The organism is Parasedimentitalea huanghaiensis (assembly GCF_009753675.1).
In the GTDB taxonomy this organism is placed as follows: domain Bacteria; phylum Pseudomonadota; class Alphaproteobacteria; order Rhodobacterales; family Rhodobacteraceae; genus Parasedimentitalea; species Parasedimentitalea huanghaiensis.
Window position 1 is genome coordinate 62,575 of the sequence record NZ_WQLV01000019.1, and the last position, 26,813, is coordinate 89,387.

Below are 26,813 nucleotides of genomic sequence, written 5' to 3' on the forward strand. Positions count from 1 at the left end.
TATTTGCTGCAAGTGCAAAGGGTGTTGTTTCAAACCGCCGAAGCGGACCTTGGAGTTTACTGGGATTCTTCTAGAGGGAAGAAGCCATAGCGTCCCAATGTGGTCGATTTTGTGAACTTAGTGATTCCCTCACCTTCGGAAAACTCCGAAGGGATTGATTTTCTATTTTCTAAGATAATGGTCTGGGTCGACGTCCAAGTCGCCAGTGATTGAAGGAATCGTAGATTAACATCCGTCTCAGACAAATCGTCAGCATCATCTTCAGGCTTCTCGTATGCCAATAACGGTGAATCAAGAATTACAAACCCAGGATGGGGCAACCGCTTGTCTTCAGTGAATTTGAGTAGACCAAGTGTCGCTGCGGCATGCGTTATTGCTCGATGGCCTTTACCGTTACTAGAGCGGTGTTTGCCATTGATTACAAAGTCCCTCGTTTCTTTGTCGAAATGAACGATTGGTTTCTTCGCTAACCCCCATGCATCCAAGAAGCTTGCCACGCGCTTTGACAGTTCGAAGAGTGGTTTGGTAGGCAAAGGCGAACTTACATCGTCCTCGGTCGTTTCTGTTCGTGACTCTTGCTCAATTTCGCGCTGTTTCTGATGAAGTCGATCTAAGTTTTCGAACAACTCAATGTTTCGCTCAACTTCGGACTTTTTGTCTAGAAGCTCTGAGAACCGGCTTCTCTGTACGGAGACCTGCGGACTGATGTCGCTCAAACGGCTGCTTGCTCGCTCAAGGGCCTGTTTTGTTTCTGGAAGTTGCTGCTCAACGTCTGACTGTTCCCACTGCAGCGTTTCCACAACATCTTTCAGCTCGCTCTGTAGAGAACGAACCTTCGCCTGCTCCCCCTCGGCTGCCGTTACAATCGCTTCGGTGCCTAAGCCGCAATCCTTAGTAGGGTCATGGGATTCCGGCTTGGCTCCGCACATTGGACAATTTCCCGATGGTAGTGCATAGAATAAGGTGCCCGCTTCTCTGATGTTTTCTAACCTCGTCAGATCAATCGTGTACTGATGATCAAGAAGTGCAAACCGTGCCAACATCTCCGAGATTTCTGACAGTCGATCTTGGGCTTCAGTTAGATCAGATCGCTGTTGATTGCGTTCGATCAAGGCTTCACGATAATTAGCCTCAGTGGAACTCAAGACTTGTCGCTCTGAATCTAACGATTCTTCTATCCGTGTAATTTGTGACTGCATCTCTCCTCTGAGATCGTCTTCATCACCAAGGCTCGAAATCTGTTCTTCGCTCTCTTCGATGAATTCAGACAAGAGCTGCAATCTAGCTCGTCTGGAAATTACTATCCGCTCTTTTTCCTCAGGTATCAGTTTACGGTCATCCACTCCGGTCAATAGAAAACGTAGACGTGATTTGTCTGCGGTAGCGCTTACATATTGTTCGCTAATGAACGGCGAAACCTCACGTTGAATATCTCTTTCGCTTATCATCAGAAGTGGCGCGAGGTTGCGCAAGGTCAGACTTACTTTTTCGTTCTTTTGGTTTTTTTTCAGTTCCTTGCCAGAAAGATCCAGACGCTCCAAAATGAAATCTCGGATAGACTCATTTTTTTTCGTTGGATTTTTGGGCCGTAGGACTACGCCCTCCTGGTCTTCTGGCGCTTCGAGATGTGTACCATTGTAACAAGTGAAACTCCCACCGTTTATGCTTCTCACAAAAGTGTAGGAGCCATTTTGGGAAAACTCTATTCCCAGTAATATCTCTTCGTAGCCGTCGTGTTCTGGTAGCTCCTTGAGGGCACTATCTCGGCCAAACATGAAGTCGATTGCATCTAGGATCGATGACTTACCGGTATTAGAAGGGCCGTAGATTAGGTTGAGGCCTAAGCCAAATTCAATTTTCGCTGGAGCTTTGTGTGGCCCTTTAAAAACAAGATGGGTGAAGTGCATGGTGTTACTCATCTGTAAGATCTTCCTAAGCTGACGTCAGAGATTTGGAACTCTGTTGACCAGCGATCAAACGCCACATTGAACACTTTGAAAAATGAATTTGGGCCCAATTCTCCAAAAGTTGAAACCGCCCATTTTGCTCTTTCAATCAGTTTTTTAAGGTATGGATTTGCAAGGCTGTCGAGGAATACGGGAGCCAAATCCGTTGAAACATAAAGAATCTGCGCATTAGAAATTCTAGTTGCTACTAATCCCTTTGCCTCCATCAACGCCAAGCCTCTTTGAATCAGAGGGCGTCGGACAAGCAGTTCTCCATTCCGTTGCTGGACTTGAGGATGAAGGCTGGTTGGGCCGCCGGGCATATCGCTTGAATGCACGATCATGTGGTCGAATGCCAAAAGCTGTTGAATGTCATATTCATGTGGACAACCAGCAGACAATGCACAAAGTGCGCGAAGACCTGTCTCAAATGCGCTGTTGAAAACTTCTTCAGGGGCGAGTGTTTCAGTCATCTTTCGGAACCCACGTCAGCTCATCTTCGTTTGCAAGTTGATGACAAATGCCATGTCGATCCTGAACCTTGGTAACTTGGATTAAGCCATTTTCTGTCAGTTGAATGGCACTGGCTCTATCGATCACCGCTTTCATCCGAGCGGCGCCATGTTTGTGCTCATCATCGCATGTGTCGATTACTCCAGAATAAATTTCGGATTGGAGTGATTTGAAAGTTCCGTCTGGAACTGAATCGCGAGCAAAGCTTTTCAGAGATTCCGCATGGAAGAAGGCCTCTCGTTGGCGACCGTAATGCGCCTCAAGTTTTGAGTATGAAGCAATGTTCCCAGCCGTTATTACTACGTTTTCCTTGTCAGAATAGGCTTCGTATAGCTGCGAAATATATCTCGATTCGTCCTTTAACGGTTCCGCCGATGGTTCTTTTGCTGCCGGGCGTTGCGGTAATCCTCCGCCAAAGCGAATGATATAGTAAGGTGTTTTCCTATGGTCTTCGATGACTTCGTGTCGTGGTTTATACTGGAAGATTGAAAAATCGACTTCATCTATGAACTTAGCAAACTCACCGCTCAACTCTATGGTCTGCTTGGAAGTTATCTCAGTTGCACACCAATCATCCCATTTTTCGAGCACTTTGTCCTTCAAATCCGATGAATTCAGGAGCAGCTTCTTCAGTGAGGGCCCGCAATCCTTGGGCGCAAAGAAATAGTACTTTCTGGGCAGAGAAATTTTCCCGTCATACGCGTGCCAGATCAGCTTTCCGATTTCTGGGATTGCGGTGTTGGGGGCGAGCGGGGCACCAGTGTAGAACTTGCACTGATAGTTGTCCCATTCTCCGTCAAATCCTTTGTCGGTCACGAAGCCAGCAACGTCAATTCCGTAGTCGTTCGCGCCACCAAGACGGTCTACCAAGTGATACTTGGTTTTTTGGAACTGCGCCCATTCCTTTATGAAATCTTCCCAATCTCCTGCCGTAATCAGCAATAGATGTTGATCAGGAGAGAGGAGCTTTCCCGACTGTGCTGTAGCACTATTTAGGGGGGGCTCATTTTCTGGAGGGGCGATGCCCGCGCTATCTGGATCGATTTTCACTAATGCACTGCCGATTAATTCTCTAAAAATGTTGCAGCGGAACTCTCATTTTAGCCGCCCATAGTTCAACCTTAGGTTTTTATTGAACAAACGCAAGGCCGTCGGATCCAACTTCTAACAAGGTGGCTTTGTGGTACTCGCCATGCGGCCTCTATGGTCTGCCAAGACGGTGGGGTAAGTAGCCAGATATGCTCAGTCCTAGAGAACGTGTCTGCCAAGGTGATTTCTGCGCCCACAGTAGAAAGCTGAAAAGATGTTTTTTGCTGAGGAGCCAGCCTAGAGCTTGATTGCCTAACACCCCTCAATAAGGATGAAATATGGAAGGCCTTGCTGTCCTAGTCATAATTCTGATCGCCTACTTTTTACCTGTCTACCTTGTGGTCTCAATGGCGTCCGGTCGTGGCCGGTCAGTTTTCATTTGGGCTCTTCTCAGTGTTTCTATTGGCCATTCTGGGGGATGCTCCAGGACTTGACGAAGAAAGCTCGCAACAGTGATCCGGTCACACTAGAAACCACACAGGGGCTGGCTGACGGTTAGATCCAATGAACCACATCACCCTTTCTCACAAGTTGTTCTGTGTGTGACCTTTTGAAGTATTAAAGATCGCCATTTCCAGACAACGGATGTCGGTTGCACAATAACCATATTCTTCACGAAGCCAGGACCTTATTCTCGAGATCATGCTCGAGTATTGCTCAACACTTGAGTGACAAAATTCAAAGTAACGTACGTAATTACGACGTGTGTTTGCCCCCTGGTAGGATTTCAGACCAAACGCCAGCGCAACACGGGAATCCCAAATTGGGAAAACTTCTGGATTGATAAAGTGAAGGAATTTGCTCGTCCCTATCCAGCTATTCCCTATGAACGGTTTTGACTGCTTCAAATAGGCCCGAGCATTTTTTTGGTTTATTCCACGCACCGCGCTCAAATTAAAGTCCTCATAGTGTAAGGTGGCCTTAAGTATTGTGGGCATCCATCCATATGTGGCTAGAGACAAAGCAACTAGATCCTCAGGATTTTCGCATTTGGAGGCAAGGCTGAGAAGGGCTGGATACTGCTGCCCATAAGAGTCGTTGTCTAAGTGCCCTATTAGCGCGTCTGCCGTAGGTTCAAACCCCGCCTCAAACTCAAACATAGAATTCTCCATATTTTTCAGCTATCTAGGGAAAAGCCGTCCGCGCCCAAACGTTTCTGGGCGGCGCGAACAACATCTGGTTCAAAACGATTGGCAAACCTGAGAACAACAGCTTCCGCGCTCATATCCAACATATCCCGGTCCTGTAGAAGGAAATAGCCCTCTGAAGGTTTGGGCTGCAACGCCAGATCAGCCAGCGTTTCTTGAACACCCACGCGGGTGATTTTTTGACGAGTTCGACTGAGCCTTATAGTTTTGCCTCTCTCATCGCTCAACGCTAACTCCAGTGCTGTGATACTCCTCCAGAAGTCGCTGACCATCTCATCGTTGGGGTCATCGCTATTGGCTGCGGAAGAAATTTCGATGAGCCGTCTCCGCGCCGCATCTTCAATATCGGTCGCTCCCTCACGCAAGGCGTTCGAAATCCAATTGTTCAGCTTTGCAGAGTCCGTACAGGTCACAATGATTTCGAGCAGTTTGGAATGATCTGAAGTCATTTGGGATCCTTTACTGGAACGGCGACAGGATGTGTATCACGCGGTCGGCCAGCATGTCTTTGGTGGAGGCGCTGTAAGCCTTCATATGCTCCGATGTCGCGTGTGCGCCAAGGGCCGCCATGCTGGCCCATTTTTCAACGACGACAAAGATATCAGGGCCAAATAAGGTTTGCATCGGACCTGCGTTTTCGGTGTCGACTGTGGCCTCATATGCGATGCAGCCATCTTCGGCCAGAACAGTAGGTACATTAGCATTAAACAGTTCCAGAACAGCCTCGCGCTGGCCCGGCTTGGCGGTGATGATGGCAAACACGTGGACTGTAGACATAACCGGTTTCCTGTTGGTTGAACTTGGAATTTGTCTGAGGCTAACGGCCGGGCAATCCGACTGCAACTGTTGGGGATGGTGCTCCAGATAAACCTATCTCATGAATTCGTTGTTGGTAGCTGGCTTCCGAATGGCGATGCGACCGCGTTGTTCATTGGAACGACAGTAGTTGCCGAAGGCTGGAACTGGGATGGCGAAAGACCTAATTCCAACATGATGACGACATCGAAAAAACAGCGCCCCAAATGTCAAAGATATAACATCAGCAACAAGAGCGGCAGGCGGCCTCAATCAGGCGCTTACGGATTACTGGGCACGTTGAGAATTGGCCATGTCAGCATTCGCCGTTTCGCACTTCAGCAATCCTGGCGTTTTCGTTGTCTGGAATTTGAAGGTTGTACTCGATTGCCACCCTCATGAAATGAGTGATGTATTGGCAGCGAAAACTGTCGTCTGGGGGAAGCCAACCGACCGGACCCTTTGCGCCTTTGTCTTGGTTCACCTGATCCATTACCGGAAAAAGGTTCGCTGGGTCATTGGCAAATTCCGCACGTCGTTCGGGCGACCAGCTATGAGCCCCACGGTCCCATGCCCACTTCAAAGGCACTAGGTGATCAATGTCCACGTCCCGAGCGCGAGTGAATGTTTTGCCCGTGTATTGGTCCAGCCACTCTCCTCTAACAACCAAACACTTGTTGCGGGATAGTTTGACATCCTGAGTGGATAGGCTTGCGAGAATCTCATGCCGAGTATTCATGCAATCCTCATCAGCATCAGCCCATCCGCCAAATAAATTCCGGTCATATCGGGCAATCTGCGTTTGTGTTTCGATCTCCTCCAGCAGCGATTTTCGGTTTGGAGTGGCGGCAAAAACAACACGCCGAGAAGCCGCCTTATCTTCTTGGCCATCCTTCAAGACAGGTCGCACTGAAGAATACCCAACAGCGATCAAATGTTTCCTAGCCCATTCAAGAACTTCTGTGTCTGGTACAAAATCCAAACAGGTTCTCAGAACAGCCTGAGACCTTTGCTGACTCAAATTCAGATTTCCAAGGTATGCTTGCCGTGCTGTTGACTGAGAGCGCCATTCTGACGAGGCGTGGCCCTCGATTTTCACTTCAGATAGGTCGACGCCAGAGTTTTTCAGGACAGCAAGCCACGGGCCACATGCCTGGGCCAGAAACCTTCCAAGCACGGGGGTAATGTGTGACTTACCTTGCTCGAAGAGCGCGGTGTCAGGAAGAATGATCGCACCTGTGCTGTCTATGTTCCCCCCGACCCCAGCCACCATATCCCCGAGCTCGCTACGTAATGCTTCAACGAGCGCCGCCTCCTGGGCCTCGGCATTCTTAATCCTGCTGGAGATCCCCTCAAGAGTCTGTCCTGCACTCTCAATATCGTCCAAAGCCTGTGCCGTGGCCAACAGATCGTCGATTGTTTGACCTGAATTGTTGAGAGTTTCCAGAATTTTGGCCGTCGCTAGTAGTTCATCCAGGCTGCGTCCACTGTCATTAATTTCAGCAGCCGCATCGCTGGATGCAATCAAGTCAGCGATATTCTGACCAGATTCGACAAGCGCTTCCAAGGCGCCCATCTCGCTAAGAATTTTCTGAGCTTCTTCATCCTCGACCAAGTCGGCCAGATCCCGCTGCATATCTTCCGGAAGACTGGATGCGGCATCCATTAGCCGACGAACGTCATCGGTATCAATGAACCGCCACTTCTCCTGAGGCAGCTCGACACTTGCAGGAGAAGAGAAATCCACACCCTCCCTCCTAAGTCCTGCAAAGGCCATCAGGGATCCATCCTGAGCCGCCACGAGAACAGTTTGCCGATGCTCCAAAGAAAGCTTTTTGAAAGCCTCTACTTCGGGAGTGATTTCCTTTTGCATTTCCTTTTGCCAGAACCCAAACAGTAGGAGCAGTGCAAAAGAAATTAGGATGAACGCCTCCGCCATGGTCAGGCCCATGATTGCGCCGCGGCGGTAACTACGATCAGTGTCATTGATGTCAGTCGGCATCGGTCTTCACATCAGGTTTCACCCGCGGCCCTTTGCGAGGAGACTTCAGCCCCTTGCGAGAAGCCATGAGGACAAATGGCCGGTCAACAATCTGGGGCGGGTTTTCTACTCCCTCACCAGGCTCAAGAAATGGTGCATCGTGGACTTCCTCCTCGGGCGGCAGCTTGTCCAGACGCTCCCGGAAAGCATCTAAAGAAGGCACTAATCTCTTTGTCATGGCATCGGAGGCCCTACGAGTAATTTTGATATAGCCTTCCATCGCAACACCATGAGCCTTCAAGCGTTTTTCGGCTTCTTCAAGCTCTTTTATGGTTCGCTTGCGGCGGCTCTGAATTTCCTCAAACGACTGCGCTTCTTGCTCCTGCAATTCAGTTTTCAGCTGTTGGATACTCCCAACCAGCTCAGTCAATGCTTCCTGTGATTTCTTGTTACTTTCGCGAACAGACGTGCTGATTTCCTCTACGGCTTTCGTGGCAGCCTCAGAGAAGGTTTTTTCCATGGCCTTGGATAGGGACTCTGACGCTTTGCTGAGATCGCTGTGGTAGTCTTTGATGAAGTCTTCTGTTGACGTTCGGAGACGCTCATCTCGCTCAGCCGCATATTGGATGGACTCGGTTGAGAAGGCCTTCATCTGGGCCAGAATGCCAGACATGTTTTTCTTGAAGTCCCCGAAAGATTTATTGACGTCAGCCCGAACCTCCCGATCCTTCGCAACAAAATCGGAACGACTCTGCATCATGAATACTCGCAGGAAAACACCCATAATTGTTGAAGACAACGCGACACCAAATCCTGAAATGACTTGTGCCGTATCCACGCCGCCACCGGGTTCAGCCATCTGATAAAGAGTATAGGACAGGCTTGCGAGCGTGAACAAAAAGCCGAGATAATAGCAATTGTCACCAATAGTCTCGGGCTCGATCTTCACACGTCCACCTGCCCAAGACACAAATGCATAAAAGATCAAAATGGCAGCTGAATAACTGGCTGCGAAAAAGGGATGAGCACCCCAGAACTTTATCAGGACGCCGCCAAAGACACCGAAGAGGAAAGCTAGGACAAATGCAGCGCGATCAAGAGTTACCTTTGGAGCAACGGAGTGTATGCGACTTGGTTTCTGAGCCATGCTTACAAATCTCCAAGCGAGCTGACAGATGGTGGACGACTACCTTGCTTGTCGAAATATCTAGACCAGAACCCCTCAGAGATTTCGTTTGAAGGGATCTCATTGCCGACACGTGGAATACGTAAAATTTCAACGGTGACATTCCTGAGGTTTCCTGCCAGCCTCGCTACTCCATTCCTCTCAGCAAAGTAATCCCAACCTTCGCCGCGGTAAAAACTCAGGGTGTCGCTATGCTGGAGCATGTCCGACACGATGATTATCTTTCTTTGACCCCGAGCGGTTGTGAAATCCGGGGTTTCAGAGACCAGAGATTGCAGCGCCTCCATGATGGGGGACTGGTTCTCCGATTCTCCGGTTAGCATTGCCGCCAAAGTTGCCTGGATGGGTCTCGTGAACTCTTGAGCATATCGCTCAGAGATAATGGTTGGGTTTTCATAGAGAGCGTTGGCGTTCTCACCAGTCTCAGGTTTGCACTTGGTAAACCGGGCACCCCATCTGCTGGGGTCTTCGCTCACCACCCCAAGAGAAATCATTGTGTCAGTTGTGGAAGAGGACACCTCATTGGTTATGATGGTTTTCAAACGCACTTGTTGGGTCTCGTTCAGCGGATCTGTAAGGTCCAGCAAGACTGCGGTCACGTTCAAGGCTCCACCTGTATGGCACAGCGTTGCCTTGTCTACTTGCCCTTTGGAGATCAGCATTTGGGAGCCCAATATGGCTCCGATGACAAGCAGCGTGCAGACGCCAATAGCGGCATACCAGACTGCATTATTTCCGCCCTTGCGCCTCGACTTGCGGAGGTTAGGCGGACTCCGCCGTGCCTTTGGGCGACGCTTGGCCATTACACCACCTTCTTTTCTTTTGAGACGACCGAAAGCTTCTCACTTGATGATGCATGCACGCCTACTGACCTGTGCTTCTGGGAGCGTTCAATGTAGGTGCCTTCAAGCTCGTCTATCTCATAGTGGTCAAGCACAGCCTTGTGGAACATCTCAAAGATCTCAGAAATTGCATCGTTGACCATCTGGATAACTTCTTTGACTTGCGCCTCTGCTTCTTCTTTTCGTGAGGTGTTTTCAGTCACAAACTCGAATTTTTCAAAAGCAAAGGGTTTCTTGAAATGCTTAGGAGCGTCTTCTGTTCGGGCTGACTTATTGGCATCTCGGTAGACCGCAAGGAGGTAGTTTGCTGACAGATCGCACTGCTCAAGAAATGGTCCAAGGTTAGATTGCAGAGCTTTCTGGCCGTAAAGGGCATCGACCGAGTCATTAATATTACGGTGAACTTCGTCACTTGCCTGCCTCAGAGCGCCAACAGCCTCATCACGGTGTTCTGCTAGAAGGTCGATGGATTCTTCAAGATAGTCGACATAATCATCTCTGGCGTCGATGACGTCCTGTGCAACCTTGGAGTAACCAGGATACGGATCCAGTGCATTGTACCCCTTTAGGAAGGCGATAATTGAGATGAAAGCGCCCAAGATCAGCAGAACATAGGATTCCATTGTGTAAAGGCTAATTGGATTTGCGACCAGAGTTTGGATGGCTGCAGTCCCTGCTTCTCGCCACTCACCTATCCTTTCAACTGCATCACGAAAGTGAGCAACCGCAAGATTGTACCCAGCAGCAAAGCCCACCCAAAGTAGAAAAAACAACAGGCCGGAGAACTTTTTGAACAGATTTCTGAGGCCACGGCAATTGATGTACCGGGTTGCCATTCCGAGTAGGGTGCTGATTGACACATTCCCCAAGGACACCAAAAAGGCCGCCATCAGGCCGCCCAGGATTCCTAATGTATTCTTTTGAGAGAACAGGTAAGCGTTACCAGCGGATTCCAAAACAATCATTATGAAGGCCAGTCCGATAATGGCGACCATGCTGTTCGCTACTTGTGCAGGCCGCTCAAGCTTATTCAGATCTCGAAACCGATCTCGCCACCGGAAGGTGTCCTGAACTCGCTCCCGCGGCGTCACCATCACGCCTCGCCACTTGGTAATTTCCTCGACGAATTTGGATTTTGCGTCGTTGGCGTCTGTCTCGACCTGCATTCTAGCTGACCCAGCTAGATTTAGGCGGTCCAGGTACACTCGACGATTGGTCTCGTAATTTTCAAGACCACGCCGTCTAAGTTCTTCAACCCGAGAGATCGCTTGTAATTCGACGTGATCCAAGGTCTCGGCGTCTGCTTCTGGCCGCTCTTGCTTGCCACGATCATCACCCTCATCTGTAAGTCGAAGAGTTTTGGATATACGCTCCCTGTCAATTTCGGGAAAAACCGCAGAAGAAGAAATAAATTCATCCGACCGAAACAGTTCTCCAATTGTCTTGAGCATTCAGGCAACTTCCTATTCTGAGGTTAGTCCTCATATTTTCATCAGCTTTACATTTTCAAAATGGCTTGGTTTCGCAAAACCTACATCTCTGACCTGACATTCCATGAATAAGGAACGTGAATTCGATGTTAGGCCGCTAGGCGAAATTTTTACAGCCTGGATCATACATTTGCTGATGGTGGGACAATTCAGCCCCTGCGTTTGCCACCATGGTTGTTGCCTCGTGCCCATATACGCTCAAACTAATCCCTCAAATCTCAGCCGGGAATTCCGCAGCTGCCATCTCATCTAGACGATCAGCCTCTTCCTTCCTCTTAGCTTTGGTTTCGTGAAATTCCTGAGCTTCAATGTCGCTGAAGAAATCGGCCTCAGGCGCCAATCGCAGTACTGCTTGCTCGACTTCATCGACAGCCACTCTGAAGAACTCTTTGCGATAGTTAGCGGCATTAACCCGTCGGTCGTCGTATTCAGCGTGCAGGGTCTTCTCCAAGGCCGGCGCATCATCGCTGTAAATCATGGCATGTGTGTCAAACAGGAACGGCACACTGGCGTCCCCTAGCTCCTTGATCCGGTCATAAGGCTCCAACCTCCGGGTCATGCCGATCTTGATAACCCCGTCACCAAAGCTCCCAATGTTGGAAATGATATAGACGTAGCCAGACTTTGTTTTCTCGGCCATGGCCTGGGCACGCTCATTGCGATCATGAGCGTCTTCTAACTGCTGCTCAAGATCCTTCACCCTTTTGTTTACTTCATCGATCTCATCGGAGGTGGCCAGGCCAGCCTCTTTACGCGCCATGTCCAATAGCGCCGTGTACTCATCTTCCTTCTTCTGAGCGGCCGCAGCATCCTTAAGGAGCTTTGCCTCATCACGGACTAATCTGGACGCCTCTGAGCGCTCATCTTTCTCGACCTTAAGCTTTTCACGATATTCATGGGTCAAATAGAGCTCTTTAAGTTTCAGATCGACGAACTCCTGCTGGATGAAGATGTGATTTGAGACATTGAGTTTGTCGATTTGCACACGCGCGTTACCAATCCGCTTTTCCATCGCATTGACATTGTTCCAGCGGGCATTCGCTACTGCAACCTCACACTCCTGGTTAAATGCCCTGAGAGCGAGGCGAATGTTCCGGTCAGTCATCGTACGGCCTTTGGATTTACTGCCATCAACTGTCCATTCTTCGGTACATATGACCGCGGATTTAGAGGACACCATGGCTTTTTGCTTCTCCCTGACAGATTTAATAGCATCCTTAAAAGCCACACTATCCTGGAAGTCAAAGTGAGGTTCATAGATGCCCAGCTCTGCGAATGACAGCCGCGCATCGTAGATAGCCAACTCCGACCTAAGTCGATCATAGACGTGTTTTTTATGCTTGTAGTCGGCTCGCACCTCTTCAATAGACTTCTCTTTTGCCATCCGAATATCATCCAATCGGGCGACTTCTTGCTCTATGTCAATAATATCTTTGAACCGCTCCTCGATCATCTTCCTCGCGGTGACTTCGGCAGTCTTTTCATCCTCTAAACTTTTACGTTCAGCGGTTTTGGATGTCTCTAACTCCCGGATTTGTTTGCGTTTGGTCGCCAACATTATGAACAAAATGACCACCACTATCGGGAAAAGAAGGATAGCCCCCGAAATGAGGTTGGGCCAGTTTTGACTAAACGTATCCATAATGCCTCCGTGAAAATTTTGACGAGCTTACCACTCATCCCACGATTGAAAAGATACCGCTTAAATTCATCTAAAGAGACTGGCGGTCGCTCTCTATCCTACAATTCCCGCTGACCAAGAGTGGGCCAAAGGCCGTCCACCACGCCCTTACCAATACTTTCCAGGTGGCAGAAAGCGCAGTCAGTGGAGGCCAAGCACGCTGGTGTCTAAATACCTCGAGCTTCGGGTCCTCTAGGACAAAACTGAGCTCCAGATAGCTATTATGAAGCCTAGGCTATTTGGTTTCGAGTTTTCAGTTCCAACACTGGACCTGGTTTGAGGGCAGGCGGACACTCGCTATGATGAATGTCAAAAGGTATTCCTTTCAGATTCCTCTCTCGCAGCAACGGTCATATTTGATCCTGAGATTAAACAATCAGATGCGCAGGCGACGTTCCTCAGAACCATCATAGAGCGACATATGTGGATAGACGAATAGCCTAGACGTTCGATTGGCATCGGTCTCGTACGTACCTGAAAATGTCGGATGAAGACAAAGTTCGTCTTTGGTCGAAGCGTAGAGTCGACCGTTCAACGCGTATTCAAAATCCGCATCCGCATATACAATAGTACGATCCCGAACACGCCCGACGGCACCAATCTCGAACAAGGCTTGCCGAAAGTCTCGAAAGCTGACCGCTCCGATATTGGAGTGTTCTTGGATCACCCGCTTCCCCTTCTCGCGGTAGACTTTCTCGAAGAGCTTTTCATCAAAGAATCGGGGAAGCGTCGGCAGGCAAACCGCGCACAAGTCGCTCGCATAAGGATACTTCGAACGGAACGCACCATATATTTCCTTACAGAATTTGGGCTCCCAGATTTGCACAGCATTAGCAATCGCACTAACGATAGAATTGTATTCGCTGGGCATGTTTGGGCGTTGCGTCGAATACGCCTCGTTAAAAATCTTGATGATCTGCCGAGGTAGTAATTGTGTATGGCGCAGTATGTACGCACTACTCGATTCGATATCTCCCCGCCGATTATGGAGGTCTCGTGGAAGAAAATCGTCCAGCACGATGTGCACGTCTCCACGATCAACTAAATCCAAGCTGCGGAACCTTTCCAAACGGGCCGGGTCGTAAGCGGCTAAACTCACGAGATACCGCCAGGCGATCAGGCGCAGCAGTTCCATTGGGAGCCAATGAAGTACAATGGCATTCTCAAAGTCCTTCATAATGTTTGAGGATTCATCTTCTAGATCATGATATAATTCAGCTGGGATGCCGATGCGAAGATCTCGGAACTGGCCACCATATGCCCCAGCGCAGCGCAGTAGGCCAGTCAGTGCGGTTGTGAATTGATAGTCGTCTAAAGGATATTGTTCGACGGAGTCGAGAATGATGACGGTTTTGAGGTTCCGCTCGGAAAGGTATTCGTCCAACTCGGCTAACGCGGCTTGATATTCGAGGCCACTCTCCCCACGGTAGTGGAGAATGCCGCTGATAATCGTATTAAGCAGAGTCGCGAAGACATCTCCACTGCCTGGCGACAAGCTGCGCAGCATTCCAAATATATTGCGCCCCTTTTTGTCGAGGGTAAGCCCGCTGACCTCGAAGTAACGCTCCATCCGAGTGAAACGATAGACTGTGTCCTCTTTGAGCACTTGGGCCATGAGAGCTGTGTTGATCATTTGGCCCCAGACTTTCCCAGACTGTTCTGCCGAAATCCGACGATAGTCCGCAGGTCCGTCAAACAACGTGTCGATACATTGACTCAGAAGATCTGACGTAGAAATCCGGTGTACAATGCCGTATTCGTTCGACTGTTCTGTCTGGCGCAATATAGAACTCTTGCCTGATCCCTTGCGACCAACAATGATGCGAGGATGGTTCAGATATTCCTTCCACATCTGATTTTCGGTCGTAAAGACCAGCTCGCTTACGTCTGGATGCTCCCGAAATCCATTGGAGCTAGAAGGGCCGAAGGGCCGCCGCGGACCGAAAACGTGTTTGATCCCATTGATGAGGTTCGGTGGTAAAGAAAGTAGATCTTCGACAGTTCTCATGCGTATGAACTTCCCCATCAAGTTGCCATGATAAAGCCAGCACTCGCTAAGGCTGTCTAGAGAAATTTAGCTTATAGATGCTATTAGAGTGAGCCAGCCGTTAACTAGCCTGTGAAAATGCTACATCTGTTTGGCAAAGTCTGGTTTGGGGAAATTTTCTGCGGTGCAGATCGGTAAGGCGAGATTTAGATTGGGGCGAAGCGCGGACATGCGAGACTGGTTCAGTCAAAGCTGCAATGCCTTCACACGCCTACTTGTCGTGGTTTCGATTTGATCTGACTGTCGGATGTTTTTATGCGGCGCCTGTCAAGCTAAGTTGAGTTCAGGAGCTTTTCCTTCCCGATCAGTTTACCCTCAATCATGGTCAAAAGCGGCGCCATGACGTAACACCTACCGTCTTTGGTAATCAAAGTCCTCTGGTTTTGAAAGCGTGCCTAGGTTTCAGCGCATCGCTCCGAGTAAAAGGTGAAACTGCCACATGAAACTGCCAAAATCTGCGATGAAGTGAGATTTTGTCTTTCGATACCGGTGCTTAGTCGCTTGTAGAAAGTGCCAAAAAGCTGAAATATTTATGCCAATAGATCGCGAACGTTTGTCGGGGCTACTGTAACCTATCATTTATGAGCGCAACCGAATTGAGAGCATTGGGCACCGATGAGATGGGAAAGGGCGACAGCATTACTTATGGCTTCGTTCGCAGTTGCGTCCAATCGCAAGTATATATGTTCGTCCAACTACAAGTATATGTGCGTGCGCTTTATGATGCCACTGAGGTGGAGTGATGATTGCAGACCTGACAGAGGCTGTAGACCACAGCAGGCTCCAAGCGCATCGCGGACATAAGCGGTTGGCTACGTTTGATGATTATCCTGAAGCTAAAGAGCTTTGATGCCGCATTGTTGGTGCATTTGGGGTATGCACAAGCAAGTGTCCCGGTTGGCACCTGAGGCCCAGTGTTGGACTACGCACCGATTGGCTTGTTAGACCAGACCTATGGATTTGACACTGCGTATGCATGCTCGGATTAAATCAGGAGTACATATCCCGGCACCCCCAAGCACGCTGAAGTCTAAAAACCTCGAGTCTCGGGTCCTCTAAGACAAAACTGAGATCCAGATAGTTATGCACCCTTTCATCCGCCTCTTGGTCTTCGCCCATCTTGAGGTCGGGACGTTCAACTTCGACCTTCGGAACAGGTTCCAATTTTCCTAAATGCAGCAACCTTTCCATCAGTTGTTTAGTGTGCTCCACTTCCTCTGAATACAGACGACAGGACTGTGCTCTGGTGATCCTCGCAACACATTCCCGAGCGACATCTGCTGCGGCTGGGGCATCCGACAGATCAATTGGCGACGCATCCAAGATCTGTGAAGGCCAATCTGAAGCTGGAAAGATTTTGGCCCCCCAGAAGTAACAACTTCCCCCATGCTTTTGCCCAAGGAGGGCGACTTCGACTGGCCAGTTAGTACCTAAAACTGTCACGCTTCGAACTGCCCCAAAAAGTGCACTCAAATCGCAAACATCACGATTGGCAGTCTCAAGCTGACCCACCTGATAGCTGTTAATCGGGGTTTCGACACGTTCATATTGATGCAGCCACTCGTTGACTTTTTTGGCGCCATCATCTCCTTCACTTAACAGATCAAATGTTCGCCTGCCGCCCAGCTCTGGGTTTAGGCTCCACAAAATTCGATCAACAAAATCTTCGTCGAAAATGCGCTCAGCACGCATACAGACCAGCTGTGCAAGAGGTTCCTTGGTCATGAGCAACCACCAGTTTTGAATGCAAACGCCAGGGTTGCCGCTCTGAGCTCTGCTCTAGGTACGTTTTGAGTTCGCTGAAAATATCTGTTGATACGTTCCAGGTTGGGAACCGTCAGGCCCCATTTTCTCAACAAATCATCGATGCTGAGAATTTTGATTTGCTGACAGGACGAATGGCCTGACAACAGCAATTCCACTAGCTTGTTAGCTGTTTCAGGTTGTCTGGTATACGCGGTGTAGTCATAGGGTTTCATTCGCATAATTAGCTGACCCACAACATCGGCTGGTGCTGGTGCCTTCTGTAGATCCTCAAATTCGATGCCGTGGCTTTTTTGAAAACCCGGATTCCAGTTTTTGATATTCCATCGCGCCGATGGCCGGATCAGACTTCCCCAAACGCGTGTTTCGTTGCCAACAATCGTTGCCAGCCCAACCTCTATTGGCCAGCTGTCGGCGCTTTGGGATGAGGTCTCAAAATCAATAAAACAAGACATAAAATTACCCTCCATCGCAGACGGGGCACATACCCATGTGCTCACGTTTTCCACGCACCCTCTGTCCGAAGTAGCTGCATTCGACACATGTCAGATCTGCTTCTCTGACCATCTGATCAACGACCACTTCGGCAACCGGGTGAGATCGAGCCATTGAAACTTTTAATGTGCCGAGTTTCTCCCTGATATCGGAGATCTCAATCTGTAGTTCTCCTTCATGGCACCTTAGCAGGCCATGCATTTTGTTGACCCCACGGTTGATCAGAGGCATCCAGCCCCGGCCAATGGACGGCACAAGTGATGCGACGTTATCTGAGACCAAAGCTGGATAGCGGCGGGCGATGTCCAAGCCTCGTGAGATTTGGGGAACTGATTTGTCTTTGTATTGGGCGTGATAACAGGAGTTGCATAGGGTCACCAAATATCCTGAGATATCTTGCGTCCGAGCTGAATTCCCGCAGCACTCACATAGGAATTCCGACATGCAGACAAGCTTGTCGAGCATGGCGCGATCACCATCGGACACCGGATGCCCAACATACACTCTGAGCTTCCCAAATTTCTCAAAAATATTGGAGATTTCGGGGTAGTCACCCGAGGCTCTTGCTCTTGATCTGATGTCGTCGAACTCCGGTAAAAGAAAATCGATCCATCCCCGGCGGTGGGATCCCAGGAGAGCCTCGAGGCTGCCTTCTAAATTGTCCCAGTCTAGGGTGGATTTCATGATCCAGTCCTTTTCAGTTAACAAACATTTGAGGTGTTACTGCCGCCCTCGCAGATACTTGAGCAAACTTGGGGGTAAGTAACGGGGGCAGCTCATCAGGAAATGTCACATAATGCAGCCCGGAAGCCCTGACCGAGAAAGGCCTTCGATGGGCTATCCCAATGGCCTAAACTTTATTGCCTGAAGAAATTTTCTCAGGAGCACGTATTTTAAAACCCAATTGAAAATTTCACCAAATCTATTGATCCTTACGTGCTGCTGAGTTGTCGAATCATATGTGGTTTCATTTTCTGACATTAGGGAGTATCGAGCATAATTCAGGTGGAAATAGTATATATTGCGAGAGCGAATTGATCCCTTGAAATTGGCCCAATGATTGGACCTCTCTAGGTGTCTTTCAATTGCCAACATCACTCACTCCCTTCCGTGAGACTTCCATTCCAATCCCATCACAACGATGGCGTTCGTTATCAAATGGTGGTCCGAAAACGGTTCCTGAGTCAACAAGTGATTGAAATTGTTTGCTATTCTTGGGGTTGGAGAATCAGTTATCGGAAATTTGAAGAACTAGGCGTTGCCTAGTTCTTCAAAAAGTGAATTTGATGAATAAGCTCGTTACTTTTTGAACTTAATTACAAGGACAGTGATCTATCCTTGTAAGGAGATCATTATCCGGGCACCTATTTCTCCAGAAGGATAGGCTAAATTGGTCCATCTATGATGTGCTTCAAAATTGGAACTAGTTTCCTTACTGATTCGGTCTTCAATTTTCAGACAATCGATCAAATATCGATGTGTCGATAAGCTTCAAGCGCCCATTTTACGCTGTATCTAGAGGTTGAAACCGTCCCCAGAGGTTGTGATATTTTTGTCTTGACTTTGATGGGCCTTTTAGTGCTGTTTAGTCGACATGAAGAACACAACGATCATTACTGCCTTTACCCAAATACGGATCTGATCCTCCGTATTCGTTGATGCTTGGGTTTCATACCTTCAGATTTTTAGTCCTAAGCATCCTGCTCGATTGAATTTTCGGTCTTGGGAAATCAGTATGACGCTCTCTACTAAAACATTCCTGTTTGATGTGGCCTGTTATGACCTGACAGATCAACACAGTCCTGTCTCATCGAATGCCGTATTTTCATCCTTCACGCGAATAGGCGTCTGAACTGAACGGACGGCCTCCGTTCTCTTCTTTTCGGACCAATTCAAAACCGTTTGTGTCGGCTGCTTTCGCACGTCGTCCACACTCGGGTTATGTGAGGACAGACCACTATGGGTCATTCAAATTACGACTATTCACACCCTCCTAAAACGCAGGCTGAGGGATCAAGTTCTGAAATTACACTTCCATCAGCTTCTCGAGCTGACCGGAAAGTCACTGGGGCTTCAAAGGGCCATTGCGTAGCGAGCACGGTTCTGGGAAGGGGGGCGGGTTTCAAGGTTCAGGCAGAGTCAAATCTCGAACTGGCTAATCTCTTGGTATTGAACGCCCGCCGGGACGTAACCTATTTAAAAGAACAAGCGCGATTTGACTGGCGCGACGATACCGGCAAAGCACGTACTCACTTCTTTGATGCCTTCGTTATTTTCAATGAAGCGCAGCAGGTGGCAGTCACTGTTAAGCCAATGGTCCGGCTAAAGTCCGGGCGTTTCCTAGATGAAATTCGCGAGATTTCTCGCCATGCCGTCAATTCCAATTTTTGCGACAATGTTCGTTTGATCACCGAACGAGATATCGATCCGATCCAGCTGCGCAATGCTGCCATGTATCGATCTATCCGCGAGGCGGATGAGGAAGCGGATCAGCGGGCCCTTGAGGTCGTTGGCAGCCTCAGGGGAGCGGTAGAACTCCGGGAGTTGACCATTCAGACGGGGCTTTCCGCGCGAGGTTATCGAGCGCTTATTCGGCTTTGTCGTGACGGTCTGCTCGTTCCCGAAAGCAATGTCGTAATTTCTCCGACCACAAAACTCATTTCAAAGGATCTATAAAATGACTGATCAATCTGTATTCCTGAAATCTCATTTTCACATTGGTAGCAAAGACCGCATCGTTATTGACGGGGTTGAGTACAAATTTGTCTCGAAGGGGCATCATTCGTATGTGCTTCAAAATGGCAATGGTCTTTGTGAAACGTTTGATTGCGGACGTCTTGGAAAACTAAGCGCTGCCGGAAAAATTGAACATACTCCTGGGTATTGGTCTGCGGCCAAAGCTGAAAAGCGGGCGACGAGTGATTTGCTTGGTTTCCATGAACTCAGGCCCTCACAGCGCAAGAAGACCAGAATTCGGCAGGCCTTTGTGGAAACAATTGAACTGTTGATGCGAGAGGGGGAGCTCAAGTTCAATGACGTCTCTCTGATTGGGAACAAGTATGAAATTGTAGAGCAAGCTACCAATTTCAACCGGGAGCTGAAGCTCGAAGAAAAGAAACTTTTCAAGAAATCCGAGGAAAGAGCAAAGAAGAAGCGAGCAAAGAATGGTGGCACCGAGCAGAAGGTACTCACCATGCCGCACCCTCGAACGCTACGCCGCTGGTACAAGCGGTATGAGGAACATGGTCTGATTGGCCTTGCTGACGAAAACTGGAAGAAAGGGAATAGAAGCAGCCATTTTTCGCCAGAAGAAAATTTGCTCCTGAACAACACTATCCGTGAAAGCTATCTGAGTGAACAACGGCGCACCAAAGCTGGGACTTATCAAGATGTGAAAATGGCGTTCTCGGATGCCAATGTACTAAGAGAAAAGGGCGGGGAAGCTCGCCTAAGCGTACCTTCACGTGAAGCTGTTCGATCTCGTATTAATCAGTTGGATGCATTCGAAGTAACTTTGTGTCGTGAAGGGTTAGCGGTAGCCCAAAAACGGTTCACACCAGTTAAGGATGGAATCGATGTTCGCCGCCCATTGGAGCGTGTCGAAATGGATGAGTGGAAAATCGACCTAATCACAATTTTAAAGTCTTGCGGCACATTTTCATTGTTCACTGATGAGGAACTAGAAACCTTGGGCTTGGATGGTAAAACCGGGCGTTGGTGGGTTTCAGCAGCAATTGATTGTCGCACCAAGTGTATCTTGGGTTTCAATTTGGTTCACGACCCAAACCATTTCTCTTCAATCAAGACGCTGGACATGGTGATGACGGACAAAGGGCCGTGGGCCGATGCCGTGGGCGCCTTGTCTGGTTGGCCTGGATGCGGAAAGCCTGAGACAGCCGTGACAGACCTTGGCTCAGCTTACCGTTCAGAAGAGTTTACGAGAGCATGTGCAGATCTCGGTATTACGCATCTATTTACTATTGGAGGCAAGCCGTCGATGCGAGGTACTATCGAAAGGTTCTTTAGAACGACGGCAATGAACTTGCTCCAACGGTTGAATGGTCGAACCTTCTCCAGCATTTTGAATAAGGGTGCACATAAACCCGAAGAAAGGGCTTGCTTGGGCATTCAAGATTTATGCTTTGCACTGACCCGTTGGCTCGTTGATGTGTACCACAATACGCCACACAGCGGTCTCCGTGGCCGTACACCACTAGAGCAGTGGGAGGCTGATATGGCAGCGGGAAACTATGCGCTTTGTGCGGCTCCATCTACACGCGAGAAACGCCTGGCCTATGGACTTCGGCAAAGCCGCGTCGTTTCAAAATCCGGCGTCACCGTATTGGGTGTCCATTACAATTGTGAAGGGCTTGCCCAGGAATTCATGCGCAAAGGCAAACACGAGGTTCAACTTCGGTGGCTAGCCGACGATATCGGAAGTGTTTCTGTGGGGGTCGGCAGCAATTGGATTGAGGTGCCTGCGGTCAATGAGTGTTTCAAAGGGTTGCATGCTCAAGAGTGGGTTCTGGCTCGCCGAAACTTGGCCGCACGTGATCCAAAGCAAGAGCTTTGGAGGGAAGAGATTGTGGCGCGAGCCCTAAAAGAAATCACGGCAAAGAACACCACCAAATCTTTGGAGTTTGGGTTGGTTACGCAAGAATGGTCCAGTGAACGGATTAAGGGCCTCGAAGACAACTTGTTAAGCGGTATCCGGATCATCGAAGCGGAAGTGCAGTCAGACGTGTTGCATCAAACTGATTACGGCCAGGAAATTGTCCCAATGGCAGAAACTCGGCCCAGCACTACAAGCGACGCACTCGTTCAACCTAAGCGTACTGCCAAGATCAAGTTTCCGACCGAGGAGGAGAAATAATCATGCCAAATTCGAGTGCTTTTGAAATGCAGCAAACTCTCCTTAAACTCCGTCAAATCCACTTGGAAACTGAGCGTGATACAGAGCTTAGCAAAAACCTTGAACGACTTCTGCAACACGACTCCTCGGGAAGCCCGCTCCCAATTCCGGTTCGCTTCACAGGAAACTTGGAAACACGGGGCATCATGATGGTCGAGGGCTCCGGTGGAGGAAAAACAACGGCGCTCAGAAAGGTTTTGTCCGAACATCCGGCACTTATGCCAAACAAAAATGACGATTTCTTGCGTGTAGTAAGCGTTCAAGTGCCAAGCCCAGCAACGATGAAAAGCTTGGGTTTAGCTATCCTGGCTGGAACTGGGGTGCATGACCTTTCTGAGCGTTCTAAGGCTTGGGATATTTGGAAAATGGTCAAACATCGCTTCGGTCTTCTTGGCACTGTCGTTCTTTGGATCGATGAGGCTCAGGACATGTTCTTTTCAGGCCAACCGTCAGAAATCGATAACATGCTGAAGACCATCAAATCTCTGATGCAGAACGAAACTGCTGTAATCGTTATCCTAAGTGGAACAGAGCGCCTCTCAGATGTTACAGCCTTTGATCCGCAGGTGAACAGGCGCTTTGCAAAAATCACCCCTCGTGACCTCGTCAGTGGAGGGGACGAACAGGATTTGTTGGGCAGCATCGTTTCTAAGTATTGTGAGATTGCAGGACTATCGTTTGATGCGGGTGGAAATGTCACCGGGCGCCTGATCCATGGCAGCAGAGGCCGGTTTGGACGGGCCCTTGAAACGGTGCTGAACGCAATTGAATGTGCTCTTTTTGAAGAGGCTGACGAGTTGACAAGATTGCATTTCGCGGCTGCTTGGGAGGCTCAGGAAGGTTGTGCATGGAAGCAGAATGTATTTGTTATCGATGACTGGCGACAACTTCGTTTAGATGAATCAGCTGCGGAGTTTGAGTTCGAACGAAAAGAGCGGCAGTTTCGAAAACTGGGGAGGGCGTAGGCATGAAGCAAGTGCTCCCTTTCGTTCCGATTTCGGACGGTGAAAGCTTAGTTTCTTGGATTTCTCGGTTTGCTCGAGTCCAGTGTGATGTTTCAGTCCCGACATTCTTGGAGATGTTTGGTGTTTCCCAATATGACGTCAGAATGGCAAATCCCAGTGCGATTGAAAAATTGTCCGGAATTTCTGGGATCCCAGCCGAAAGGCTGTTGTTAGCGAGTTTTCAGTCGATGGGGAAACGCCGCTATCGGTATGCCGCTCAGGAGTTCTCATTGGAGTTCTTTTCGCGATCTCCAATGAAATTCTGCCCTCACTGTGTTAGCGAGGATATGCTTAAGCACAATGAACGTTGGCCTCTTCCTGTTGGACGATTGTACTGGGTTCTCTCTCCCGTACGTGCCTGTGCGGTCCACAACGTTTCTTTAGTTGAAATCCCAAGTATTGGAACAAGTGCATCCTTTGTGGACCTGTCGGCACACTTGCCTTCTCTTTCACGGCTTTCGGAACTGGCGGCCTCAAGCCCAAAAATCCAGCCCTCCGGGTTACAGACTTACGTGGAAAGCCGGTTCTCTGGGGAGCAAGCTTATGCTTGGTTAGACAACCAAGATATTGATCAGGCAAGTAAGGCTACAGAGATGTTGGGGGCGTGTATTGAATATGGGGCACATTTCGAGCACGCAAAGCTAACGGAAAGCCAGTGGCGGGTAGCCGGGCAGGTGGGTTTCGAATTCACCTCCAAAGGGCCGAAAGGAATCCGTGACTGCTTGGTGACCCTCCAACGAAAGACAGAAAAATCGGTACATCAGTCTGGCCCACAAGGCGTGTTTGGCCAACTTTACAAATGGTTGCATTTTAGTAAGTCCGAGAAGCCTGCAGGACCCATTCGTGAAGTGCTGAGAGAGCACATCTTAGATACGATGGCCGTAAAACCTGGCCGAGTTCTTCTTGGGAAGAAGGTTGAAATGAGCAGGCGTCAAACCGTTGCGACACTTTCGGCCCAATTCGATATTCATGTCGATACTGTTGCACTGGCTCTACGGAAGTTCGGGTTGATTTCGAGCAGTGAGCCCTCTGAGAGTACCATCGTAACCGTACCCGCGAAGGAAGCCGAAGAAGTAATGCGACGTCTTTCCAGGGCTGTCCCAATTGCCCGTGTGCCTGGATACGTTGGTTGCTCTCGCACACATGCCCAAGCTCTGGTTAAGAAAGGCCCCTTGTTTTCGGTTGTGCAAGACAATGGGCACGACAGCGGCCGTCACAAGGGAGTTGATTCAAGGGACTTGGATCGAATGATGGAGAGTATTTACGAATACAGCGAAGCAGTGAACGCAGCTCGCTTTGGTATGGCCAATATTGCAGAAACGTCGTCTACTTTGCATGTACCTTTTGTTTCTATTGTCCGCGCCTTGTTGGATGGCAAGCTTAAGCAGGTCGAGGCCTTGGAGGGAACTCGTTCGCTGTATTCCGTGTTTGTGAACTTGCAGGAAGTGTCAAAGGTACTGAGGCTTCAAACCGGTAAACCAGGAGTTACGATTTCAGATACGGCCCGTGAACTGAAGCTTAGCTCCCAGGCCGTGACGTATATCTTGTCTACTACAAACAAGGAGGGGCGACCCTATCTCAAGAAGTGTGGTCAACTTCGGCACATGGGAGCAATGAGGGATTTGATCGACCCGAAGTCACTTGATGAGTTTAAAGCGACTTACAAAAAACTATCGGATGTCTGTGAACGCAAACCCACGAAAATGCGCAAGTTACGAGAAGAGCTGGAATTAAAGGGGATCGCTCCTGAATGGGATCCGAGATCTGTACGGGCCGAGTTTTTCAAGACAGTCGACTTGTAGTCCGCTCCGAAATTCATTGAAAAGCCGCTCAATTGAGCGGCTTTTTTGTTGCTCAAAGATTTTTCGTGGGCGTTTTATGCATGGTATTTTGGGCGAGTGCTCGGCCGCGCTTGAACGAAGAGTCATATTTTATTGGGGTTTTGGAAAGCGAATTTGGACAATTACAAGCGGTGTCAACATACACAGCTGGCTGTCGTCCGACATAGGGATTACGTCTTTGCGACAAAAGACGGTTTTTTGAACCGGACTTGGATAGACGCAGATTTTCAGCTTTAGGAATGAAGAAAGGGCGATGCCGTGAGGTATCGCCCTTGTTGTTTTCCAGAAGATATAGGGCTTCAGTCAGCGAGCACTGCTTCGACGTCCTTTTTCAGGTAGATGTTGCCGTAGTCGGCATTGTCCGGGCTGAAAGGCATGACACCGGCTCGGCGCAGATGGTGCGATAGCGATTGCCAGCTCGTTCCTTTCGCTTTCGAAATCACTCGAAGGGTAACGAAGCGATTATGAAAAGCGGCGGCATCGTGGGGGGCGATGAACCGCTGCATCGCTTTGGTCCTAGGATTGCGCATCTCGGTGGTGGACACATGTCCATCGCGCACCAGTCGGCTTAGGTAAACCGGGTTCCCAAGGCCCACGGTCTCGGCGAACAGCCTCAGCGACATTGCGGACGGCTGGTCCTGTGCAAGAACCTGGGCAACTTCATCATGATAAACGTGAACCGCGGCGTAGCCGTCAAACTGGGCATTGCGTGCAACGCGATGAATGCGCCCCTCCCTGATTGCACGAATGATGGCAGCGGGGCGTAGCTTGAGCCGTTGCGCCGACTTGGCGATTTTCTCCCACCCGTGTTGCGCTTGCTGGATCGTCTCGGCTCCGACCAGCAGCCGGTCCACAAAGGCCCGCCCATCGCGCGGATCCCAGACGTGTTTTGTATCTACATCCTTGAGAGCAGGCTGCAGAATGTCGTCCTTGACCAAGAGATTGAACTGAGACCGTCCAATGTGAAGGGTTTCGAAAAACTCCTTTGCTGACATGAAGTCGACTAATGATGCCAGCATCGGTTTTGCTTCGGCTGCATCGAAAACAGCCCAGCTATCCGGCAAGTTGGGGTCGATCATCGTGGACGCTTCAAGCATCTTGCGAAGACGGCGGACATCTACGCCGGTCTCCTCAGCTGCGGTGCGGACTGAATGCAACGTTCGTACTGTCACAGGTGTGCCCAGCAGATCGTCACCAGGCCCCAAAGGCCAGCTTGCTCGAAGATGTTTACCAAGCAGTTTTCGAAAAGGTGTGAAATCTGGGTCCTCTTTGTGGTCGTGTGTCAAGCGATCGTAGAGCATGGGGAATACAGCCTTTGGCCCATGGCGAGGCTCGGCGAGTCGATTCAGCTTCTGTAATGCCTTCAGGACCGCCTGTTCTCCATGTCGCGCAACCTCAAAGCCCATCTGGTAACATCCCCACTCTGATCCTGGTGCGATTTGCGAGAGGTGGATGCCTTGTAGCTTCAACAGAGCTGTGCCCAACAGTCGACAGAAGACGGCCGCCGCATGTAGAGGGTGTTCATCCAACCATGTTGCGGCGTGAGGCTCTCCCTCCAACCTCTTGTCGAACCAGATCTCGAAGTCAGTCGGCTCACGCTCTTCGCCTTGCAGGGCACCGGTGATTACTTGGTCGGCAATCAAGCGAAATTGCGCTGCAGTGTCATAGCGTTGCGTCGGTGCTGCGACCTGCCACAAAACAACCAGTTGCCGTTTATGATGCAGACATAGGCTGACATGATGGATGAGCCAGTGGGAACGGAAGGTCATCGCGCGATGCGGTGGCAATGACGAGCCTGCGATATCCTTTCGAAGACAGCAAGGGCAGCCACGAACCTCGGACGTCAGCAACGGTCGAGCGGGGAAACGATGGCCATGCAGGCTGCGCTTGGCATCGCCATCTACTGCAGGTGTCCAGTCTTCTATTGCTGGTAGATGAGCGCCAGAAAGACTGCTGAGCCCCTTTAGAACAGATGTTTCTCCCTTAAGCGCGTCTGCGAAGGGTGGACCTGTCGCGCTTTCGTGCCGCCCCAAGTGCTCGTTTAAGCCACCATCCGTTCGAAGGCGACTGGGCTTTTCC

Annotated in this window: 20 protein-coding genes; 4 read left to right on the forward strand and 16 right to left on the reverse strand. The window is 49.6% G+C overall.

What is annotated here, in order from left to right; genetic code table 11:
- Nucleotides 1-56 precede the first annotated feature (56 nt).
- The 15 genes from GO984_RS21315 to GO984_RS21385 form a co-directional block, all read right to left on the reverse strand.
- Nucleotides 57-1,919: an AAA family ATPase gene (locus tag GO984_RS21315; protein ID WP_157024570.1), complete on the reverse strand. Its 1,863-nt coding sequence runs from the start codon at nt 1,917-1,919 to the stop codon at nt 57-59.
- Nucleotides 1,916-2,419: an ABC-three component system middle component 2 gene (locus tag GO984_RS21320; protein WP_157024571.1), complete on the reverse strand. Its 504-nt coding sequence runs from the start codon at nt 2,417-2,419 to the stop codon at nt 1,916-1,918. Before GO984_RS21320 ends, GO984_RS21315 begins: the two co-directional genes overlap by 4 nt.
- The gene (locus GO984_RS21325; RefSeq protein WP_157024572.1) at nt 2,412-3,509 is read right to left on the reverse strand and encodes an ABC-three component system protein; all 1,098 of its coding nucleotides are present in this window, start codon (nt 3,507-3,509) and stop codon (nt 2,412-2,414) included. The genes GO984_RS21320 and GO984_RS21325 overlap by 8 nt, the downstream gene beginning before the upstream one ends.
- Nucleotides 3,510-4,072: 563 nt before the next feature.
- Nucleotides 4,073-4,648 (reverse strand): hypothetical protein, encoded by a 576-nt coding sequence (locus tag GO984_RS21330; protein ID WP_157024573.1) that lies wholly within the window; start codon nt 4,646-4,648, stop codon nt 4,073-4,075.
- Nucleotides 4,649-4,665: 17 nt separating this feature from the next.
- Nucleotides 4,666-5,145, reverse strand: a complete 480-nt coding sequence (locus tag GO984_RS21335; RefSeq protein ID WP_157024574.1) for a hypothetical protein — start codon at nt 5,143-5,145, stop codon at nt 4,666-4,668.
- A gap of 10 nt (nt 5,146-5,155) precedes the next feature.
- Nucleotides 5,156-5,473: a putative quinol monooxygenase gene (locus GO984_RS21340; protein ID WP_157024575.1), complete on the reverse strand. Its 318-nt coding sequence runs from the start codon at nt 5,471-5,473 to the stop codon at nt 5,156-5,158.
- A 334-nt stretch (nt 5,474-5,807) separates the two neighbouring features.
- Nucleotides 5,808-7,493, reverse strand: a complete 1,686-nt coding sequence (locus GO984_RS21345) for a GmrSD restriction endonuclease domain-containing protein (protein WP_157024576.1) — start codon at nt 7,491-7,493, stop codon at nt 5,808-5,810.
- Nucleotides 7,483-8,619: a MotA/TolQ/ExbB proton channel family protein gene (locus GO984_RS21350; protein ID WP_157024577.1), complete on the reverse strand. Its 1,137-nt coding sequence runs from the start codon at nt 8,617-8,619 to the stop codon at nt 7,483-7,485. Before GO984_RS21350 ends, GO984_RS21345 begins: the two co-directional genes overlap by 11 nt.
- Nucleotides 8,620-8,621: 2 nt before the next feature.
- Nucleotides 8,622-9,461, reverse strand: a complete 840-nt coding sequence (locus tag GO984_RS21355) for a hypothetical protein (protein ID WP_167740462.1) — start codon at nt 9,459-9,461, stop codon at nt 8,622-8,624.
- Nucleotides 9,461-10,951: a hypothetical protein gene (locus GO984_RS21360; RefSeq protein WP_157024579.1), complete on the reverse strand. Its 1,491-nt coding sequence runs from the start codon at nt 10,949-10,951 to the stop codon at nt 9,461-9,463. The genes GO984_RS21355 and GO984_RS21360 overlap by 1 nt, the downstream gene beginning before the upstream one ends.
- Nucleotides 10,952-11,201: 250 nt before the next feature.
- Complete coding sequence (locus tag GO984_RS21365) at nt 11,202-12,632, reverse strand: SNIPE associated domain-containing protein (RefSeq protein WP_167740463.1); 1,431 nt, start codon at nt 12,630-12,632, stop codon at nt 11,202-11,204.
- Nucleotides 12,633-13,047: 415 nt separating this feature from the next.
- Nucleotides 13,048-14,679: a P-loop ATPase, Sll1717 family gene (locus GO984_RS21370; RefSeq protein WP_157024580.1), complete on the reverse strand. Its 1,632-nt coding sequence runs from the start codon at nt 14,677-14,679 to the stop codon at nt 13,048-13,050.
- A gap of 1,029 nt (nt 14,680-15,708) precedes the next feature.
- Entirely contained in the window at nt 15,709-16,443 is a 735-nt protein-coding gene (locus tag GO984_RS21375; protein WP_157024581.1) for a hypothetical protein, read from the reverse strand.
- Entirely contained in the window at nt 16,440-16,991 is a 552-nt protein-coding gene (locus tag GO984_RS21380; RefSeq protein ID WP_157024582.1) for a hypothetical protein, read from the reverse strand. The genes GO984_RS21375 and GO984_RS21380 overlap by 4 nt, the downstream gene beginning before the upstream one ends.
- Nucleotides 16,942-17,661, reverse strand: a complete 720-nt coding sequence (locus tag GO984_RS21385) for a hypothetical protein (RefSeq protein ID WP_157024583.1) — start codon at nt 17,659-17,661, stop codon at nt 16,942-16,944. Before GO984_RS21385 ends, GO984_RS21380 begins: the two co-directional genes overlap by 50 nt.
- A 1,275-nt stretch (nt 17,662-18,936) precedes the next feature.
- On the opposite strand from GO984_RS21385, the gene GO984_RS21390 reads away from it, so the two are divergent.
- Genes GO984_RS21390 through GO984_RS21405 form a run of 4 tightly spaced genes read left to right on the forward strand, consistent with a single transcriptional unit; the run spans nt 18,937 to nt 24,695 of the window.
- Nucleotides 18,937-19,653 carry a hypothetical protein gene (locus GO984_RS21390; RefSeq protein WP_157024584.1) on the forward strand — a complete coding sequence of 239 codons (717 nt, stop codon included), beginning with the start codon at nt 18,937-18,939 and terminating at the stop codon, nt 19,651-19,653.
- A 1-nt stretch (nt 19,654) separates the two neighbouring features.
- Nucleotides 19,655-21,850 carry a DDE-type integrase/transposase/recombinase gene (locus tag GO984_RS21395; protein WP_157024585.1) on the forward strand — a complete coding sequence of 732 codons (2,196 nt, stop codon included), beginning with the start codon at nt 19,655-19,657 and terminating at the stop codon, nt 21,848-21,850.
- A 2-nt stretch (nt 21,851-21,852) separates the two neighbouring features.
- The gene (locus GO984_RS21400; RefSeq protein WP_157024586.1) at nt 21,853-22,854 is read left to right on the forward strand and encodes a TniB family NTP-binding protein; all 1,002 of its coding nucleotides are present in this window, start codon (nt 21,853-21,855) and stop codon (nt 22,852-22,854) included.
- Nucleotides 22,855-22,856: 2 nt separating this feature from the next.
- Nucleotides 22,857-24,695 (forward strand): TniQ family protein, encoded by a 1,839-nt coding sequence (locus tag GO984_RS21405; RefSeq protein ID WP_157024587.1) that lies wholly within the window; start codon nt 22,857-22,859, stop codon nt 24,693-24,695.
- A gap of 338 nt (nt 24,696-25,033) precedes the next feature.
- Here the strand turns inward: GO984_RS21405 and GO984_RS21410 are convergent.
- Nucleotides 25,034-26,813: TniQ family protein (locus GO984_RS21410; protein WP_157024588.1), on the reverse strand; the 1,780-nt coding region annotated here is incomplete at its 5' end.

Excerpts from the sequence above, each read along its gene's own strand:
- GO984_RS21315 (WP_157024570.1), bottom strand. The coding sequence starts at position 1,919 with ATGAGTAACACCATGCACTTCACCCATCTTGTTTTTAAAGGGCCACAC.
- GO984_RS21320 (WP_157024571.1), bottom strand. The coding sequence starts at position 2,419 with ATGACTGAAACACTCGCCCCTGAAGAAGTTTTCAACAGCGCATTTGAG.
- GO984_RS21330 (WP_157024573.1), bottom strand. The coding sequence starts at position 4,648 with ATGTTTGAGTTTGAGGCGGGGTTTGAACCTACGGCAGACGCGCTAATA.
- GO984_RS21335 (WP_157024574.1), bottom strand. The coding sequence starts at position 5,145 with ATGACTTCAGATCATTCCAAACTGCTCGAAATCATTGTGACCTGTACG.
- GO984_RS21340 (WP_157024575.1), bottom strand. The coding sequence starts at position 5,473 with ATGTCTACAGTCCACGTGTTTGCCATCATCACCGCCAAGCCGGGCCAG.
- GO984_RS21345 (WP_157024576.1), bottom strand. The coding sequence starts at position 7,493 with ATGCCGACTGACATCAATGACACTGATCGTAGTTACCGCCGCGGCGCA.
- GO984_RS21350 (WP_157024577.1), bottom strand. The coding sequence starts at position 8,619 with ATGGCTCAGAAACCAAGTCGCATACACTCCGTTGCTCCAAAGGTAACT.
- GO984_RS21355 (WP_167740462.1), bottom strand. The coding sequence starts at position 9,461 with ATGGCCAAGCGTCGCCCAAAGGCACGGCGGAGTCCGCCTAACCTCCGC.
- GO984_RS21360 (WP_157024579.1), bottom strand. The coding sequence starts at position 10,951 with ATGCTCAAGACAATTGGAGAACTGTTTCGGTCGGATGAATTTATTTCT.
- GO984_RS21365 (WP_167740463.1), bottom strand. The coding sequence starts at position 12,632 with ATGGATACGTTTAGTCAAAACTGGCCCAACCTCATTTCGGGGGCTATC.
- GO984_RS21370 (WP_157024580.1), bottom strand. The coding sequence starts at position 14,679 with ATGAGAACTGTCGAAGATCTACTTTCTTTACCACCGAACCTCATCAAT.
- GO984_RS21375 (WP_157024581.1), bottom strand. The coding sequence starts at position 16,443 with ATGACCAAGGAACCTCTTGCACAGCTGGTCTGTATGCGTGCTGAGCGC.
- GO984_RS21385 (WP_157024583.1), bottom strand. The coding sequence starts at position 17,661 with ATGAAATCCACCCTAGACTGGGACAATTTAGAAGGCAGCCTCGAGGCT.
- GO984_RS21390 (WP_157024584.1), top strand. The coding sequence starts at position 18,937 with ATGGGTCATTCAAATTACGACTATTCACACCCTCCTAAAACGCAGGCT.
- GO984_RS21395 (WP_157024585.1), top strand. The coding sequence starts at position 19,655 with ATGACTGATCAATCTGTATTCCTGAAATCTCATTTTCACATTGGTAGC.
- GO984_RS21400 (WP_157024586.1), top strand. The coding sequence starts at position 21,853 with ATGCCAAATTCGAGTGCTTTTGAAATGCAGCAAACTCTCCTTAAACTC.
- GO984_RS21405 (WP_157024587.1), top strand. The coding sequence starts at position 22,857 with ATGAAGCAAGTGCTCCCTTTCGTTCCGATTTCGGACGGTGAAAGCTTA.